Genomic DNA, 15,153 nt, shown 5'->3' on the forward strand with positions numbered 1-15,153 from the left:
GCGATCGCAACTGGATCGCAACGCGGATGGCGGCCGCTGGAGGAGGAGGAAGGACAACAAAGCTCCCGGACGGAAAAAGAGGGGCTCAAAAGAGGAGGATATCAATATGGCAGCTATTGCACGCAATGTACTGATACTGGCGGCGGCCGTCCTGTCTGGCGCGCCGTTCGCCGCACCGGCCGCAGCGCAAAACGAGCAGTTCGTCCCTATACTGTCCTACCGGACAGGACCGTACGCCGTGAACGGCGCGCCTTATGCAAACGGCGTTGCCGACTACTACAACCTGGTCAATGAACGCGACGGCGGCATCAACGGCGTCAGGCTTCTGGTCGAGGAGTGCGAGACCGCTTACGCGACCGACAAGGGCGTCGAGTGTTACGAGCGCCTCAAGGGCAAGGGGCCGACCGGCGCGGCCTTCATCAATCCGCTGTCGACCGGCATCACCTTCGCACTTACCGAAAAGACGGAAGCGGACAAGATCCCGATCATTACGATGGGGTACGGCCGAGCCGACTCGAAGAACGGTGCGGTGTTCCCGTACAACTTCCCATTGCTCGGCACCTATTGGTCCGCGGCCGATATCGCAATCCAGCATGTCGCCAAGGAACTCGGCGGGTTCGACAAGCTGAAGGGCAGGAAGATCTCGCTGCTGTATCACGACAGCCCGTACGGCAAGGAGCCGATCCCGATGCTGCAGGTGCTGGCAAAGAAGTACGGCTTCGAGTTCACGCCGATCCCGGTCACGCACCCCGGTGTCGAACAGAAGTCGCAATGGCTGGCGATCCGCCAGAACCGGCCGGACTATGTGCTGGTCTGGGGCTGGGGCGTCATGAACAGCACGGCAGTCAAGGAAGCGGCGGCCGTTGCGTATCCGCGTGACAAGATGATCGGTGTCTGGTGGTCCGGTGCGGAGCCGGATGTGACGCCCGCAGGCGATCAGGCCACGGGCTACAAGTCGCTGATGCTTCAGCATGGCGCAGGCAAGTTTCCGGTGCATGCCGAGATCGCGAAATACGTCTACGCCAAGGGCAAAGGTTCAACGGAGCCTGGCAAGATCGGCGAAGTTCTCTACAACCGCGGCATGACGAATGCCATGCTGGGCGTGGAGGCGATCCGCAAGGCGCAGGAAAAGTTCGGCAAGAAACCGCTGACGGGCGAGCAGGTCCGTTGGGGGCTTGAGAACCTCATCCTCACCGATGCACGTATCAAGGAACTCGGCTTTGAGGGGATGATGAAGCCGGTCAGCATTTCCTGCTCCGACCACGAGGGCTCGCGCTACGGACGCGTCCAGCAGTGGGATGGCAAGGGTTGGAAAGTGATCTCCGACTGGTACACGGCCGACGAATCGCTCATCGAACCGCTCGTCGCCGATGTGTCCGCGAAGTATGCCGCAGAGAAGAAGATCAAGCCGCGCGACTGCGCGAAAGAAACCTGAGCCCGTGTAGAGCGATCCGGGAGGCAGGTTTGCCTGCTCCCGGATCCCGGAAGGTGCAACTGTTTGGAGGTCTGCGGGTGTCAACTGCCAAGGTCGCCACGGCGACGGAAGCGGCAGTTCCGGTTCTGTCGGTCAACAATATCGAGGTTGTCTACGATCACGTCATCCTCGTGTTGAAGGGGGTATCGCTGGAGGTCCCGCAGGGCGGCATTGTCGCGCTTCTCGGCGCCAATGGTGCCGGCAAGACCACGACGCTGAAGGCGATCTCCAACCTGCTGCACGCAGAGCGCGGCGAGGTCACCAAGGGCTCGATCCTGTTCGACGGCGTCGAGGTGCAGTCGCTGTCGCCGAACGACCTGGTGCGGCGCGGCTGCATTCAGGTGATGGAGGGGCGGCGCGCCTTCCCGCATCTTACGGTCGAAGAGAATCTCCTGACCGGCGCCTTCACGCGCAGGGACGGCAAGTTGGCGATCGCGCAGGATCTCGAGCGGGTCTACGCCTATTTTCCCCGTCTCAGAGAGCGGCGCGGTTCCACGGCCGGCTACACGTCGGGCGGCGAACAGCAGATGTGCGTGATCGGGCGCGCGCTGATGTCGCGCCCCAAGATGATTCTGCTCGACGAACCCTCGATGGGCCTCGCGCCGCAGATCGTCGAGGAGATCTTCGAGATCGTGAAGGATCTCAACGTCAAGGAAGGTGTATCGGTTCTTCTCGCCGAACAGAACACCAATATGGCGCTCAGATATGCGAGCCACGGCTACATCCTCGAAAATGGCCGCGTGGTGATGGACGGCGAAGCCCGCGCGCTCGCCGCAAACGAGGACGTCAAGGAGTTCTATCTTGGCGTCGCCGGCGACAAGCGGAAATCATATCGCGATGTGAAACACTACAAGCGGCGCAAGCGTTGGCTCGGTTAGCGACGACGGTGGAGGTCGTTGCGGCCGTGACGAATGTCGCGGCCGACACCCCATGCGGCGGCATGGTCCTGGGCAACTGAAGGTCGGGCGGATTCCTCCGTTGTTCTGATCGGGACTCCTTTACATCTCACGCGCGATATCGAAGTTAGTGGCGAGTTATTCCCGCCGTCGCGATGAAGAAATTGTGACCGGGATATTGCGGGCGCACACGAATATTGGCGCCCCAGATTCGCTCTCTCCTGCCTGAGGAAACGTCCTCGCTTGGGAGGGAGCATATGAGAGTACTCAAGGGGATTCTGCTCGGCAGCATTCTTGTTTCGGCCGGTCCGGCACTGGCGGACGATGCGGCGGAGCTGCAAGCATTGAAGGCGCGGCTGAAGCAGCTCGAGCAGCGAATGGATACGCAGGCGCGCAAGCAGGAGGCGCAGGCCGCAAAGGTCAACAGCGTGGTGGCAACGAAGGCGCCGTCGCCGTTCGATCCATGTCCGGGCGGAAAGCTCTGCTACAAGGGCATCACGCTGACCTTCGGCGGCTGGCTCGATCTCACCGACATCTACCGCACCCGCAACCTGTCATCCGACGTCGGATCGATCTACAACTCGATTCCGTTCCGCGGGAATAGGAACTACAACATCGGGGAAAATCGCTTCTCAGCGCGCACAAGCCGCCTGTCGCTGCTGGCGGAAGGCAACGTCAGTCCCGAATTTAGCGTCAAGGGGTACGGCGAGATCGATTTCGAGAGCGCCGGCAGCACCTCAAACCCCGTTGCGACCAACTCGTTCACGCCGCGCATGCGCCAGGCCAGCATCGAGATCGACCGCAACGATCTCGGCTGGCACGTGCTCGCCGGTCAGACCTGGTCGCTGACCTCGCCGAGCAAGGTTGGCATCGATCCGCGCGGCATCGATGGACCACCCGTGGTCGACTTCGAATCCGTTCCCGGCATCTTCGCGGCGCGGCAACCGGGCGTCCGCATCTGGATGGACTTTGGGCCGGAGTTCTCGCTCGCGGTGTCGGCTGAGAACGCCCAGACCATCTTCGTCGGTGGCAACGGTGACTTCCGCGGTGCCACTCCATTCGTCGGAACAGGGGTGTCCGGAATTCCGGGAGTCGTGACCGGCACGACGCTGTTCGGCGTGACCGGCCCAGGCGGAAGCTTCTTCAACCCGCTGACCAACCTCTCGCTCAATCGTGTGCCCGATGTCACCGTGAAGGGCGCGTGGGATCCGGTGGTCGGCGGCCACAAGCTGCACGTCGAAGCCTGGGGGCTGTACCGCGAACTCCTGGATCGCTCCTTGACCGTCAACCACCCCGTCAGCGCGTTCGCGGTCGGCGGACACGTTGCCTACGAGGTCCTTCCCAAGGTTCTCGAATTCCAGTTCACTGCCGCGCAGGGCGCGCTGGGTCGCTTCAGCGCGACTCCGTTCAGCGACGCGACGTTCCGCGAGGACGGCACCTTCCAGGTGCTTCCGATCCTCGGCATCCAGGGCGGACTGATGTGGCATGCGGTGCCTGGGCTCGACATCTACGGCTTCGCGGGACTGGAGAAGACGAAAGCTACGTTCTCGTTCGGATCCACCGGCCTGCCGTTCGGCTACGGCAATCCGCTCTACGACAACCGCGGCTGCAATGTGGAAAATTCACCGGCGGTCCAGTGTAACGGCAATACGAAGGAGATCCGGCAGCTCACGGGCGGCTTCTATAAGACGCTGTATCAGGGGGCGTTCGGCGCGGTCAAACTCGGCACGCAATACTCCTACACTCAACGGTTCACGTTCGAGGGTGTCGGCGGCGCGCCGAAGACCGACGAGCACATCGTGATGACCCAGCTTCGCTACTATCCGTTCTGAAATGAGGACATTGCAATGTCGAAGGACAGAACCGCACATGCGCGCGAGCTGATGCTGATCAGCGAAGTCGCGCATGTGGTCGAGCGCAGCGGGCTGGCGATGGCCGGCGCCATGGGCGGGACGTTCGTCGCCGCCCAGCTCGGCAAGATCCATGTCGCGATGTTCGATTCGATCGAGTTCGTCGCGATGTCGGTCCTGATGGGATCGGTCGGCTTCTATCTCGGGATCGACATTCCGCGGCGGGCGGCATTTGCCGCCCGCCTGCGGCGGGTCGATGTCGTCGAGCTCCTGAGCGCGAGCGGCACCTTCCTCGCCGCCGCGGCGGCGCTGGTGTCGGTCTACGGCATCATCCTCGACGAGGTCCCGCGGCGGGCCTGGGAGCTCGTCATCGGGTCATGGTGGATGGGCGGCGTGGCCATGCTGGCCACGGCCGGACTGCTCGGCCGCCAGCGGCTGGCGCAGAAGGTTGCGGCGATCTCCGGTGCGCCGGCACGATACCCCGCTCCGCGAGGCTGATGCCGTCGCGGCGGCGGGAACTCCGCTGCCGCAAAGTGCCGACAATGGACGTGGCCGTCGATCACGGCCACGCAGTCGATTTCTGAGACCTCAATAATCGCACCATGCTCCGGCGACAGACGCTCTATCGCGTGACGCGCGGCGCCTCGTTCGCAAGAATGTGTCGACGGTCGCGAGTTGCATCGGGGCAACACCCTTAGGAAACATCGCTCGTTAACCCTTTTTCGCCATTGCGCGACCACACCGACGGCCGACAATCCGCAGCGTCACATGCTTGGCTGTGCAACCTGGCTCCGCAGGAGCCTGTGGAGGCTGGGATGATGAACGCGCGGCGAATGGGGACGGCGGCGTTGTGCCGAACGGTCGTGTTCCCGAGCTGGATTGTCGCCTGGCTCGCTGCTTTCGGCTCGACTGGAATCGAGACCGCCGACGCGCCGATCGTCGATCGATATGCACCCCTTGCCATCGCCGACGCCGCGCCCGCCGCTCCGCCCCCGATCGCCAACAGCAACACCATCGCGATCGGCAACGCCGTCGTCGCCAGCGCCGATTCCGCAATCACGGACGGATCTGAGCCGGTCGCGGCCACCGACACGACGACGTCGTCGCGCAAGGCAGGAGCGATCGTCGAGGCCGCGTTGACCGATCCGGCGCAGTTGCTGCCGCTCGAAGGCGAGCCCGTGCAGGTTCCCGCGGCGAGCGTGCCGGATTCACAGCCGCGTCAGGCCCGGCAGTTTGTGGGGTCCATCGACATTCTCGACGAGTGCTGGGACGTTAATGCCTGCGTCGACCGCTACCTTTGGGCGCTCTATCAACGAACGCCGAAGGAGGACACCATCAAGGTGCAGGACTCGAGGAAGGTCACCGTCAAGAAGAGGGGCAAGATGGTGACGGTCACCAGAAGCTTCACCCGGCTGGTCGATGAAGATTTTGGGTGGAAGGATCCGAAGGCGGCCGAACGGGTCGGCATGCCGATGATGGACTATGTGATCGGAGGCATGTCGCGGCCCTTCAAGCTGAAACTCTTTCATGCGCTGCTCGCGGCGGAGCAGGCCGGCCTGTCGCCCGGCATCACCAGCGCATTCCGCGACGACTATCGACAGTCGATCGCAAGCGGCCTCAAGGCGGCCAGCAACCGCTCCTATCATGGCGGGAGCTTGCGCGGCGGCTACGGCTATGGGCTTGCGGCCGATGTCGTCAGCGTCGATGGCGCGACCCGCGATCAGCGATGGAGGGCCTCGGAGAAGCTCTGGAAATGGATCGATGCCCGCGGCAAGGAGTTCGGCGTCGCGCGACCATATCTCGATCGGGATCCTCCGCATCTGGCGCCGGTCGACGGCAATGAATACGCCGCGCATAGCCGCGGCACCAGCACTCACCAAGCGGCAGCGGACGTGAAGAAGCGCAACCGGCTCGCCGTGCGTAACCATCACGGCGGGGCGAAACGCGCAAGAACCGCAAAGTCATCGAAAGTGAGAGCGACCTGACCCGCGCGCGGGAGATCCGCTTTGCGCCGGACGTGAAGTGCTTGGCACCACGCGTTTCCGAACTGGCCGGATCGGACGAGTGACGTTAATCTCGGCACGAGCCCGCGTAACTCGGATCAGGAGATGCGCATGACCTACGGGCTTTCGGGCCGGACGCGCAGGCAGAGCTGGCTGCGGCCTGCGCAGCTTGCCATTGTCGGCCTGGCCGCGCTGGTCGGAGCGGGCTGCGATGCCAGCGCCCGTGGCGTTGGCAGCGCGCGTCCGATCGAGTCCGTCGCCACGCGCGAGCCCGGCGCACCCATCCTGGCAATCGTGTCGCTGCAGAAGCAGCGGATCACCATCTACGACGCCGATGGCTGGATCCTGCGCGCGCCGGTGTCGAGCGGCCAGAAGGGACGCGAAACGCCATCCGGGGTCTTTAGCGTCATCCAGAAGGAGCGGGAGCATTATTCCAACCTCTATGACGACGCCTTCATGCCGCACATGCAACGCCTCACATGGTCCGGCATCGCGCTTCACGGCGGGGTTTTGCCGGGGCGCGCGGCGTCGCATGGCTGCATCCGAATGCCGTTCGACTTCGCCGAGAGCCTGTTCGAAGCGACCCATCTGGGTTTGCGGGTGATCGTGGCGCCGGCCGACGCAGCGCCGGTCGAGGTCGTTCACCCGCTTCTGCTCCGGACCAAGCCGGACACTGGTGTCTCGGCCGCCGCCCGTCTCGTCGAGGCGGAGGAGGCGACGCGGCGGGACGAGCAAGCCAGGGGCGTGGCCGGGCAAGCCTATCGCGAGGCGATGCAGGTGATGATCCCGGTGCGAGCGGCGGAAAACCTGAAGGCCCGTGCCGAAGCGCGCTTGGCCGCCTCCGAAACCGCGCTCGCCGCCGCAACCTCGGCCGACGCCAGGCAACAGGCCGAGGACGCCAGGGCCAAAGCGACCGCCAACCTCGTCGAGCTCGACGTGAAGCTGGCCGCTGCCAGGGACGAGCTGCAACCGAAGCTCGATGCGCTCGCGGCTGCGCGGGAAGCCGCCAAGTTCGCGCAGGCGGCGCGGGCCGCGGCAGCCCAGGCGGCGCGCCAGGCCGCCCGCGAACACGCGCCGATCTCGGTCCTGATCAGCCGCAAGGCCCAGCGGCTCTATCTGCGGCAGGCCTCTGAAACGGTCTACGAGAGTCCCGTCACGATCCAGGATGCCGATCGCCCGATCGGCACGCATGTCTTCACCGCACTCGAGCGCACCGGCGAGGGGACCGGCACGCGATGGAATGTCGTCTCGCTGGGCCGTGCGCGGCCGCGCGGCGACGAAGCCGAGCGCCGCGCTCCGGCTGCTCAGGCAAGTGCTCGGGATATCGAAGTACCGCCCGCGCCCGACAGCGCACAGGCCGCGCTTGATCGCATCGAGATGACGCCGGAGGCGCTGGATCGCATCGCCGGCATGCCGCCGCGATCATCCATGATCGTCACGGATGAGGCCATGAGTGCGGAAACCGGCAAAGGAACCGACTTCGTGATCGTGCTGAGTGACGAACCGCAAGGCGGCATCAAGTTCCGACGCCGCCGTCCGCCGACGGAGGTCGGCTACATGCGCTCGCGCGATCGTCAGCTTTATTGGGGCCCGTCCTTCAGGAGCCCGTTCTCGATCTGGTGAGGCGTCGAGCTCGTGGTGCTCGTCTCACCTCGCTCGCAATGGTCACCAATGAATGCGGTTTTGCGTCGCCTGGGCTTGCTATACTGCGGCGCGTGTTATGGCGACCTCGGCAAGGGAGGACTCATGGCGAGAGAATTGGCAGGCAAGGTTGCCGCCGTGACCGGCGCTGCGTCGGGCATCGGATTGGCGAGCAGCGAGGCGATGCTGGCAGCGGGTGCGCGCGTGGTGATGGTCGACCGCGACGCGGCAGCGCTAACGGCACTCGGCAGCAAGCATGGCGACGCCGTGATCCCGTTGGTCATCGATCTGCTCGATCCGAAGGACTGCGCGACGCTGCTGCCGCGGGTCCTGGAGAAGGCCGGCCAGCTCGACATTCTGCATGCCAATGCCGGTACCTATGTCGGCGGCGACCTGGTCGACGCCGACAGCGGGGCGATCGACCGGATGCTGAACCTGAATGTCAACGTCGTGATGAAGAATGTGCACGACGTGCTGCCGCACATGATCGCGCGTCGGACGGGCGACATCATCGTCACGAGTTCGTTGGCGGCGCATTTTCCGACGCCGTGGGAGCCGGTCTATGCGTCGTCCAAATGGGCGATCAACTGCTTTGTCCAGACCGTGCGACGCCAAGTCTTCAAGCACGGCATCCGCGTGGGCTCGATCTCGCCCGGGCCCGTCATCAGCGCATTGCTCGCGGACTGGCCGTCCGAGAAGCTGAAGCAAGCCAAGGAATCCGGGAGCCTGCTCGAGGCCAGCGAGGTGGCCGATGTGGTGATGTTCATGCTGACGCGGCCACGCGGCATGACCATTCGCGACGTTGTCATGCTGCCGACGAACTTCGATCTTTAGCGGGCATCTTGGTTCGAACGGCGCGAGCAAGAGGGCAACCCTTGCCGTTGCGCCGCCGTCACTCGAAACTCGAAATCAGTCACGTTCGAAGACCTTGGCGCCAGGGTAGACACGCCGGGCGTAGGCCACGACCAACTCCCGGTCCTGGCTCTCCAGGAACGGAGTGCGGAGCTGGCACGACCCGACGATGAGGTGCCACAGGCCATTGAGCTTTTGAATGGTGACGTTCATTTGAGTGTTCCTCGACGAACCCGCATTCCAGCCGAACACCTGTTTGTCGCATCAATCTTGCGATTCGTTCGGCTGAGCAGCGATCTTGATCACAGGTTTTTGAACCCAACTCGTGCCGGCTCCAAACGACGATTGCTCTCGTTGGAAGCTACCGCGGTGAGTGTAAAAACTTCTCGCCGTCACTCAATTGTACGAGCGTCAGCGCAGGGCATGAGAAGGGATGAAGGACGTATACGAAGGTATGCCGATGTCTGCCCCGGCGATGGCGCAAACGAGCGCCCGCGCTAGATCGGCGTCGGCATTGCATCCGCGATTGTCCGCGAATGGCCGCGGAACTCGGCAATCACCTTTCCATCCCGTGCATTGGTCAGGGTGCAGTCATAGATCGCCGTCCGGCTCGTGCGGCAACGTTCAAACGCGCGGGCGATCAAGTGATCGCCCAGTCGGACCGGACGCACGAAGGTGATGCTGCATTGCTGGGCGACCGACTGCCGGCCGTAGCTGTTGCAGGCGATCGAAAGCGCCGTATCGGCCAACGTGAAGAGCGCGCCGCCATGGCATGTCCCGAACGCATTCAAGCTGCTCTCGGAAACCGTCATCTCGAGTTCGGCCTCGCCGGGCGCAACCTTGCGCAGCGAGAAGCCGAACGCCCGTGCGGGCGCATCGCCCGCGAGCATGACGGCGGCGCATTGCTCGGCCAGCCGGCACGGATCGTCAGGTAACGGGGTCATTGCGTTCGATGCACGTCATGTGCCGGAGGCGAGGATGATCGCGCTCGTCGGCGAATTCGAGCGCCGCGCGCACGGCCTCCTCGATCGAGATCTCTCCCGCCTCGGCTTGCCTGAGGGTGTCCGAGAACGCTGGATCGCTCCGCTCCATGATCCTGCGCCGGATCTCGGCCGCAGCGGCCTCTGCCACAAGGCGGCGGACGCGGGTGCGGCGGCGCGCCTCGCGCTCCGCGGGCGTTTGCGGCGCTGACTTGAGGACGGCGCAGAGCAGTTCGTCGACGCCCTGTCCGGAGCTTGCCACCGTCTCGATAACCGGCACATTCCGGTCGCCCTCGCGGCGCAGGCTCAACATGCTGCGGAGCTGCCGGACCGTGCGTGAGGCCAGTGGAAGGTCCGCCTTGTTGACAACAAGCACATTCGCGATTTCCAATATTCCGGCCTTGATCGCCTGGATGTCATCGCCGAGGCCGGGGGCATTGACGACGATCCGGACATCGGCAATCTCGGCAATCTCGACCTCGGACTGTCCGGCTCCGACGGTCTCGATCACGATCACGTCGCGGCCGGCGAAATCGAGAATGTCGACGATCGGCTGGATGCTGTCGGTCAGGCCGCCGAGGTGGCCGCGCGAGGCAATCGAGCGGATGAATACGCCGGCGTCTTCGGTGTGCCGCCCCATCCGCACGCGGTCGCCAAGCACCGCGCCCCCGGACAACGGGCTTGACGGATCGACCGCGGCGACGGCCACCGTTCGTCCGCTCCGGCGCAGCTCGGTCACGAATGCATCGATCAGTGTCGATTTGCCGGCGCCGGGCGGCCCGGTAAAGCCGACCGTAAGCGCGCGGCCCGTCTGCGGCAGGATCGCCCGATGCAAGGCGGAGGCGGCCGGACCTCCGGCTTCCATGATCGTGATGCTTCGTGCGATCGCCCTGGCGTCGCCGGCCTGTAGCCGCTCCAAAAGCGACGTTGCGATGGAATCCGCTGTCATCGGATCAGGCAACGATCAACGGATGCCCGAAACCGAGCTCGCGGCGAAGACAACTCACCACTTCGCCGTGTGTGACGCCGGCCTCGGTCGCTTCCACCACTTTTTCAAAGACATTCTCGTCCGTGCTGTTGGCGGCGCGCGCCAAGGCGTCGAGCGCGCGGGCGACCTCGCGCTGGCTGCGCTCCTGCTTGAATGTCTTGAAACGCTCGACATGACGGAGCATCGCGTCGGCATCGGGCCGCTCGGCCGGAGGGACCGTGGAATCCTCCTCGATCTGATAGCAATTGACCCCGACGATCTTGCGCTCACCGGAGTCAACCTGCTCCTGGAACGCAAGCGCCGATTCGCCGATCATGGTCTGCACCAGGCCGGTTTCAGCGGCCTTGTACATGCCGCCGGCGGCGTCGATCTTCGCAATCACGGCTTCGATTTCCGCCTGCATCTCGTCGGTCAGTCGCTCGACGTAATAAGAGCCGCCCAGCGGATCGATGACGTCGCAAAGCCGGGCCTCGTCGCGCAGGATGTTTTGCGTCGCCACCGCGACACGCGCGGTCTCCTCGCTCGGACAGGCGATCGCCTCGTCATAGGCGTCCGTATGCAGCGATTGCAGCCCGCTGAGAATGCCTGCGATGGCCTGGATCGATACGCGCGCGATGTTGTTGAGCGGTTGCTGCTGGGTCAGATCGACGCCCGACGTTTGGCCATGGAACTTGAACCGCCAGCAGGCGGGATCCTTCGCCCCCAGCCGGTCGCGCGCGATCTTCGCCCAGATGCGGCGTCCGGCACGGAATTTCGCAACCTCCTCGAACAGCGAGATCGAGATGTCGAAGAAGAAGGTAAAGCGGCGCAGCACGTCGTCGATATCCATGCCGCGCGCGATGCAATCCTCGGCATACTGGATCGCGGTGGAGAGCGTGAAGCCCATGGTTTCCGCCGGCGTCGCGCCGGCCTGCTGCATGTGCTGGCCGACGACGGAGACCGGATTCCAGTTCGGAACGCGGCGTCGGCAAAATTCGATGTGGTCGAGCAGCACCCGCCGCGATCCCGGCAGCGACAGGCGGTAGAACTGGTGATTGGCGATGAAGTGCGAAATGTAGTCGCTCTGATTGGACGTTCCCGTCACCGAACGCCAGTCGATGCCGCGCCGCCGCGCCACGCCGAGCGTGAAGGCAAGCAGCGTGAAGGGCGAGGGGTCGTTCATCGCCGTCGAGATTTCACCGATCGGAACGCCGTCAAGCGCATCATCCATGTGGTCGGTGGTGTTGATTACGGTGCCGCAGGTTCCGAGCAGCACCGGATCGACCTCGTCACAGTCGATGCCGCGAAAGCCCGAACAGCACGGCAGCAGGCTGATTGCCGTGGCGCCCGCCTCGATGATGCGTCGCACCCGCTTGTTGTAGTCTTCCGGAGTGCCGAGGCCGATCAATTGACGCTGCGTCCAGGTGCGGCCGCGATGCATCGTCGGATAGATGCCGCGCGTGAACGGATACTGGCCGGGAAAGCCGAGGTCCTCGAGATACCGCTCGCCATTCCAGTCGCGCGGCGAATAAAGCGGCTGGATCTCGATTCCGGATCGGTTACGGATCGCCTTCTCATCGCCGATCTGACGGGCATATTGCGTGCGCCATTCGCCCTGCGCATGTTCAAAGCCGGGGAGCGGAAGCTGGATCGCGGTGCGGGTCATGGGGTCGCCTCCGAAAATTCGTCGCTGCGCGCTGCGCGCGATTGCCGGCCGAGCGCTGTGACGCAATCGACGATCTCCTCGCGGGCCGAACCGGGGCCAAAAATCCGGCTGACGCCGGCCGCGAGTAATGCAGTTTTCTCCTCGTCGGGCACGATGCCGCCGACGATGACTTGCACATGGCCAAGCCCCGCCGCCCGCAGCGCATCCATCATTTTCGGCACGATCAGGTGATCGGTTGCCAGCGAGCTGATGCCGATGACGTCGACATCTTCTTCGGTCGCGAGCTTCACCACGCCCGGAATGGTCTGCCACGGCGGGGTATAGATCACCTCCATGCCGGCGTCGCGCAGATAGGCGGCGACGATGCGGCTGCCGCGATCGTGTCCGTCGAGGCCGATCTTCGTCACCAGCGCACGGATCGGCAGCGCGTCGACCTTCATCATCGGTTTGATCTCCGTCGGGGCTTGGCATTCGGGCCAGACGGGCCGCTGCCGAACACGGCAACGAACTCGTCGACGATGGTATCCAGGCCGCCGCTTGAGCGCCGATACCAGATGGGTGTTGAGTTCAGGGCGCCCAGCAGCAGCATTCTCAGCAACGTCGGCGACCGGTCGGAGGGGAGGCCGAGGGCGGCGATGAGGGCGCGGAATCGCGTTTCATACCGATCGCGCTGGGCGCGCAGCTCGGCCGCAGCTTCCGGCACATCGTCCGGGATGACCCTGACGATGACGCGCGCGAACGCGCTTGCATCAAGGATGGATTCCAGATGCGCCTCGATCGCGCGCCGAAACCGCCGCGCAGGCTCGGTCTCCTGATCGACCAGATTGTCGACATGGCGGACGATGCGGTCGACGCCTTCGGTATAGACCGCGACAAGCAGCGCCTGCTTGGTCGGGACATGGAAATACAGCGCGCCCGGCGTCACGCCGGCTGCTTGGGCGACATCGCGGATGGTCGTTGCATGATAGCCGCGCTCGGCGAAGAGCGTGGCGGCGGCTTCCAGCAGCGCCGGCCAACGGTTCGCCTGTTGCTTTGCAAGAGTGGCAGCCAAAGTGTGCCTCCAAGATAACCAAACGATTGTTTAGCATTCGACCGAAAAGGGCCAGCGATCGCGCCAAGTTACTCCATTTTCTGAAGCTGAAAAGCGTCGACCTCGCCAGCATCTTGACGTTTTCTGAGATTACAGCTAAACAAGCGTTTAGTCAATAAAAAAAGGGAGGGTGAGGCATGGAAAAGCCGCGCGCCTATTGGAATTCGGAGAAGGAGACCCGCCCGCGCGACGTGCGCGAGGCGGAGGTTCTCGGCTTGATGCAGCGGCAGTTGCGCTATGCCTATGACCATTTGCCGTTCTACCGACGGCATTATGATCGGGCCGGCTTTCACCCCGATCAGGTGACCTCGATCGCCACCTTCACCGCGCGCGTGCCCATCATCACCAAGCAGATGCTTCGCGACGATCAGGCCGAGCATGCGCCTTTCGGCAGCTATCTTGGCGCTGGCCCGGTCGATGTCTGCCGCGTGCACGGATCTTCCGGGACCAGCGGAAAGCCGACCCTCTACGCAATCTCGCGCGGCGACTGGGACTACATCGCCGAGGTGATGGCGCAGGCCTTCTATACCTGCGGTGTGCGCCCGGGCGACGTCGTGCAGCTTGCGACGGTCTTCAGCCTGTTCATGGGCGGTTGGGGCTCGCTGCTCGGCATCGAGCGGCTCGGAGCGACGGCCTTCCCGGTCGGCGCGGGTGAGACCGAAAGACAGATCGAGCTGATGTGGCGGATCAAGTCGACCGTGCTGATCACGACGCCGAGCTACGCCTTGCACATGCTGGAGGTGGCGCGATCGATGGGGCTGGACCCGTCGACGTCGCCGCTGCGTCTCGGCATCTTCATCGGCGAGCCGGGCTCATCGATACCCGGAACGCGCCAGGCCCTGGAGAGCGGATGGGGCATCGTCGTGCGCGACATGGCGACGACATCGGAGATGACGCCGTGGGGCACCAACGCCGAATGCGAACGCGGCCAGGGCGTGCACGTGATGCAGGACGAGGTGTGGACCGAGATCGTTGCCAAGGACAATCCGAACCGCGCGCTGCCCGACGGGGAGAGCGGGGCGGTCGTCTACACGCATTTACGACGGCAGTCGCAGCCGATGATCCGTTTCTACTCCGGCGACGAGTCGCATATGACCTACGAGTCCTGCGGCTGCGGTCGGACCTATCCGCGCCTTCCCATGGGCGTCTATGGCCGTCTGGACGACATGCTCCTGATCCGCGGCGCCAATGTCTATCCGAGCCAGGTTCAGCGTTCGTTGCTGTCGGTGCCAGGGACCGGTGTCGAGTTCAAGATCGTGCTCGAACGCAACGGCGCACTCGACACGGCAACGGTGCGGGTTGAGCGCGATCCGGCGGCCAAGACGGCCAATCAGGCGGATTTCGACGGCGAGCTGGCAAAGCAGGTCAAGCGCCGGCTGAAGAACGACACCAACATCAATTTCGAGGTCGAGGTGCTGCCGCCGAATTCGCTGGAGCGGGCGATCTCCAAGGCGAACCGGGTCGATGATCGACGCCCGCGGTTCCGGCCCTGAAGTGCGACGAGATCGGGTTGAGTCATCATCGCGCTCAAGCCTTCTGTTTGCCGACGGCCAGCCCTCTCATCGTCGACTTCCCTTCAGGAGTCCCTCGCCGCACTCGGCGAGGGGAGCGCATCAGTTTGTCAGTAACCAACAGGGTGCGACAAATTAACCCGACGGGCAAATTGGCGCTTCCGTCGTCGGGCAAATCAGCACTAGGACTCCGCCCGTCTCACCCGATTGAGGGCGCGTCGCG

At 64.1% G+C, this 15,153-nt stretch carries 14 protein-coding genes; 8 read left to right on the top strand and 6 right to left on the bottom strand.

Translation table 11 applies throughout. The annotated features are described in order from the left end of the window. Positions 1 to 106 precede the first annotated feature (106 nt). The 7 genes from ACFFWD_RS38655 (at position 107) to ACFFWD_RS38685 (ending at position 8,698) form a co-directional block, all read left to right on the top strand. The gene (locus tag ACFFWD_RS38655; RefSeq protein WP_376974705.1) at positions 107 to 1,435 is read left to right on the top strand and encodes an ABC transporter substrate-binding protein; all 1,329 of its coding nucleotides are present in this window, start codon (positions 107 to 109) and stop codon (positions 1,433 to 1,435) included. A gap of 77 nt (positions 1,436 to 1,512) precedes the next feature. After that, positions 1,513 to 2,352: an ABC transporter ATP-binding protein gene (locus tag ACFFWD_RS38660; RefSeq protein WP_376974627.1), complete on the top strand. Its 840-nt coding sequence runs from the start codon at positions 1,513 to 1,515 to the stop codon at positions 2,350 to 2,352. A 275-nt stretch (positions 2,353 to 2,627) separates the two neighbouring features. After that, positions 2,628 to 4,202: a hypothetical protein gene (locus tag ACFFWD_RS38665; RefSeq protein WP_376974629.1), complete on the top strand. Its 1,575-nt coding sequence runs from the start codon at positions 2,628 to 2,630 to the stop codon at positions 4,200 to 4,202. 15 nt (positions 4,203 to 4,217) lie between these two features. Continuing rightward, complete coding sequence (locus tag ACFFWD_RS38670; protein ID WP_376974631.1) at positions 4,218 to 4,718, top strand: hypothetical protein; 501 nt, start codon at positions 4,218 to 4,220, stop codon at positions 4,716 to 4,718. 317 nt (positions 4,719 to 5,035) lie between these two features. Continuing rightward, positions 5,036 to 6,205 carry a peptidase M15 gene (locus ACFFWD_RS38675; RefSeq protein ID WP_446680540.1) on the top strand — a complete coding sequence of 390 codons (1,170 nt, stop codon included), beginning with the start codon at positions 5,036 to 5,038 and terminating at the stop codon, positions 6,203 to 6,205. A gap of 129 nt (positions 6,206 to 6,334) precedes the next feature. Further along, positions 6,335 to 7,846, top strand: a complete 1,512-nt coding sequence (locus ACFFWD_RS38680) for a L,D-transpeptidase family protein (protein WP_376974635.1) — start codon at positions 6,335 to 6,337, stop codon at positions 7,844 to 7,846. A gap of 123 nt (positions 7,847 to 7,969) precedes the next feature. Beyond that, positions 7,970 to 8,698: an SDR family oxidoreductase gene (locus ACFFWD_RS38685; protein ID WP_376974637.1), complete on the top strand. Its 729-nt coding sequence runs from the start codon at positions 7,970 to 7,972 to the stop codon at positions 8,696 to 8,698. A gap of 75 nt (positions 8,699 to 8,773) precedes the next feature. Here ACFFWD_RS38685 and ACFFWD_RS38690 read toward each other — a convergent pair whose 3' ends face one another. From ACFFWD_RS38690 to ACFFWD_RS38715, 6 genes are all read right to left on the bottom strand, one after another. After that, on the bottom strand, positions 8,774 to 8,929 hold the full coding sequence (locus ACFFWD_RS38690) for a hypothetical protein (RefSeq protein WP_376974639.1): 156 nt from the start codon (positions 8,927 to 8,929) through the stop codon (positions 8,774 to 8,776). A gap of 284 nt (positions 8,930 to 9,213) precedes the next feature. Continuing rightward, positions 9,214 to 9,660 carry a hydroxyphenylacetyl-CoA thioesterase PaaI gene (gene paaI / locus ACFFWD_RS38695; RefSeq protein WP_376974641.1) on the bottom strand — a complete coding sequence of 149 codons (447 nt, stop codon included), beginning with the start codon at positions 9,658 to 9,660 and terminating at the stop codon, positions 9,214 to 9,216. Continuing rightward, complete coding sequence (gene meaB / locus ACFFWD_RS38700) at positions 9,644 to 10,645, bottom strand: methylmalonyl Co-A mutase-associated GTPase MeaB (RefSeq protein ID WP_376974643.1); 1,002 nt, start codon at positions 10,643 to 10,645, stop codon at positions 9,644 to 9,646. Before meaB ends, paaI begins: the two co-directional genes overlap by 17 nt. A gap of 4 nt (positions 10,646 to 10,649) precedes the next feature. Then, the gene (locus ACFFWD_RS38705) at positions 10,650 to 12,329 is read right to left on the bottom strand and encodes an acyl-CoA mutase large subunit family protein (RefSeq protein WP_376974645.1); all 1,680 of its coding nucleotides are present in this window, start codon (positions 12,327 to 12,329) and stop codon (positions 10,650 to 10,652) included. Further along, positions 12,326 to 12,772 carry a cobalamin B12-binding domain-containing protein gene (locus tag ACFFWD_RS38710; protein ID WP_376974647.1) on the bottom strand — a complete coding sequence of 149 codons (447 nt, stop codon included), beginning with the start codon at positions 12,770 to 12,772 and terminating at the stop codon, positions 12,326 to 12,328. The genes ACFFWD_RS38705 and ACFFWD_RS38710 overlap by 4 nt, the downstream gene beginning before the upstream one ends. After that, on the bottom strand, positions 12,769 to 13,380 hold the full coding sequence (locus tag ACFFWD_RS38715; protein ID WP_376974649.1) for a TetR/AcrR family transcriptional regulator: 612 nt from the start codon (positions 13,378 to 13,380) through the stop codon (positions 12,769 to 12,771). Before ACFFWD_RS38715 ends, ACFFWD_RS38710 begins: the two co-directional genes overlap by 4 nt. A 176-nt stretch (positions 13,381 to 13,556) precedes the next feature. Here ACFFWD_RS38715 and ACFFWD_RS38720 point away from each other — a divergent pair, with 176 nt between their 5' ends. Next, on the top strand, positions 13,557 to 14,912 hold the full coding sequence (locus ACFFWD_RS38720; RefSeq protein WP_376974651.1) for a phenylacetate--CoA ligase family protein: 1,356 nt from the start codon (positions 13,557 to 13,559) through the stop codon (positions 14,910 to 14,912). The last annotated feature ends 241 nt before the right edge of the window (positions 14,913 to 15,153 follow it).

Origin of the sequence: Bradyrhizobium erythrophlei (assembly GCF_042430365.1) — a bacterium.
Taxonomy (GTDB): Bacteria; Pseudomonadota; Alphaproteobacteria; order Rhizobiales; family Xanthobacteraceae; genus Bradyrhizobium; species Bradyrhizobium erythrophlei.

Coding starts and splice junctions, on each gene's coding strand:
- ACFFWD_RS38655 (WP_376974705.1), top strand. CDS start 107: ATGGCAGCTATTGCACGCAATGTACTGATACTGGCGGCGGCCGTCCTG.
- paaI (WP_376974641.1), bottom strand. CDS start 9,660: ATGACCCCGTTACCTGACGATCCGTGCCGGCTGGCCGAGCAATGCGCC.
- ACFFWD_RS38675 (WP_446680540.1), top strand. CDS start 5,036: ATGATGAACGCGCGGCGAATGGGGACGGCGGCGTTGTGCCGAACGGTC.
- ACFFWD_RS38670 (WP_376974631.1), top strand. CDS start 4,218: ATGTCGAAGGACAGAACCGCACATGCGCGCGAGCTGATGCTGATCAGC.
- ACFFWD_RS38665 (WP_376974629.1), top strand. CDS start 2,628: ATGAGAGTACTCAAGGGGATTCTGCTCGGCAGCATTCTTGTTTCGGCC.
- ACFFWD_RS38680 (WP_376974635.1), top strand. CDS start 6,335: ATGACCTACGGGCTTTCGGGCCGGACGCGCAGGCAGAGCTGGCTGCGG.
- ACFFWD_RS38690 (WP_376974639.1), bottom strand. CDS start 8,929: ATGAACGTCACCATTCAAAAGCTCAATGGCCTGTGGCACCTCATCGTC.
- ACFFWD_RS38685 (WP_376974637.1), top strand. CDS start 7,970: ATGGCGAGAGAATTGGCAGGCAAGGTTGCCGCCGTGACCGGCGCTGCG.
- ACFFWD_RS38720 (WP_376974651.1), top strand. CDS start 13,557: ATGGAAAAGCCGCGCGCCTATTGGAATTCGGAGAAGGAGACCCGCCCG.
- meaB (WP_376974643.1), bottom strand. CDS start 10,645: ATGACAGCGGATTCCATCGCAACGTCGCTTTTGGAGCGGCTACAGGCC.
- ACFFWD_RS38705 (WP_376974645.1), bottom strand. CDS start 12,329: ATGACCCGCACCGCGATCCAGCTTCCGCTCCCCGGCTTTGAACATGCG.
- ACFFWD_RS38710 (WP_376974647.1), bottom strand. CDS start 12,772: ATGATGAAGGTCGACGCGCTGCCGATCCGTGCGCTGGTGACGAAGATC.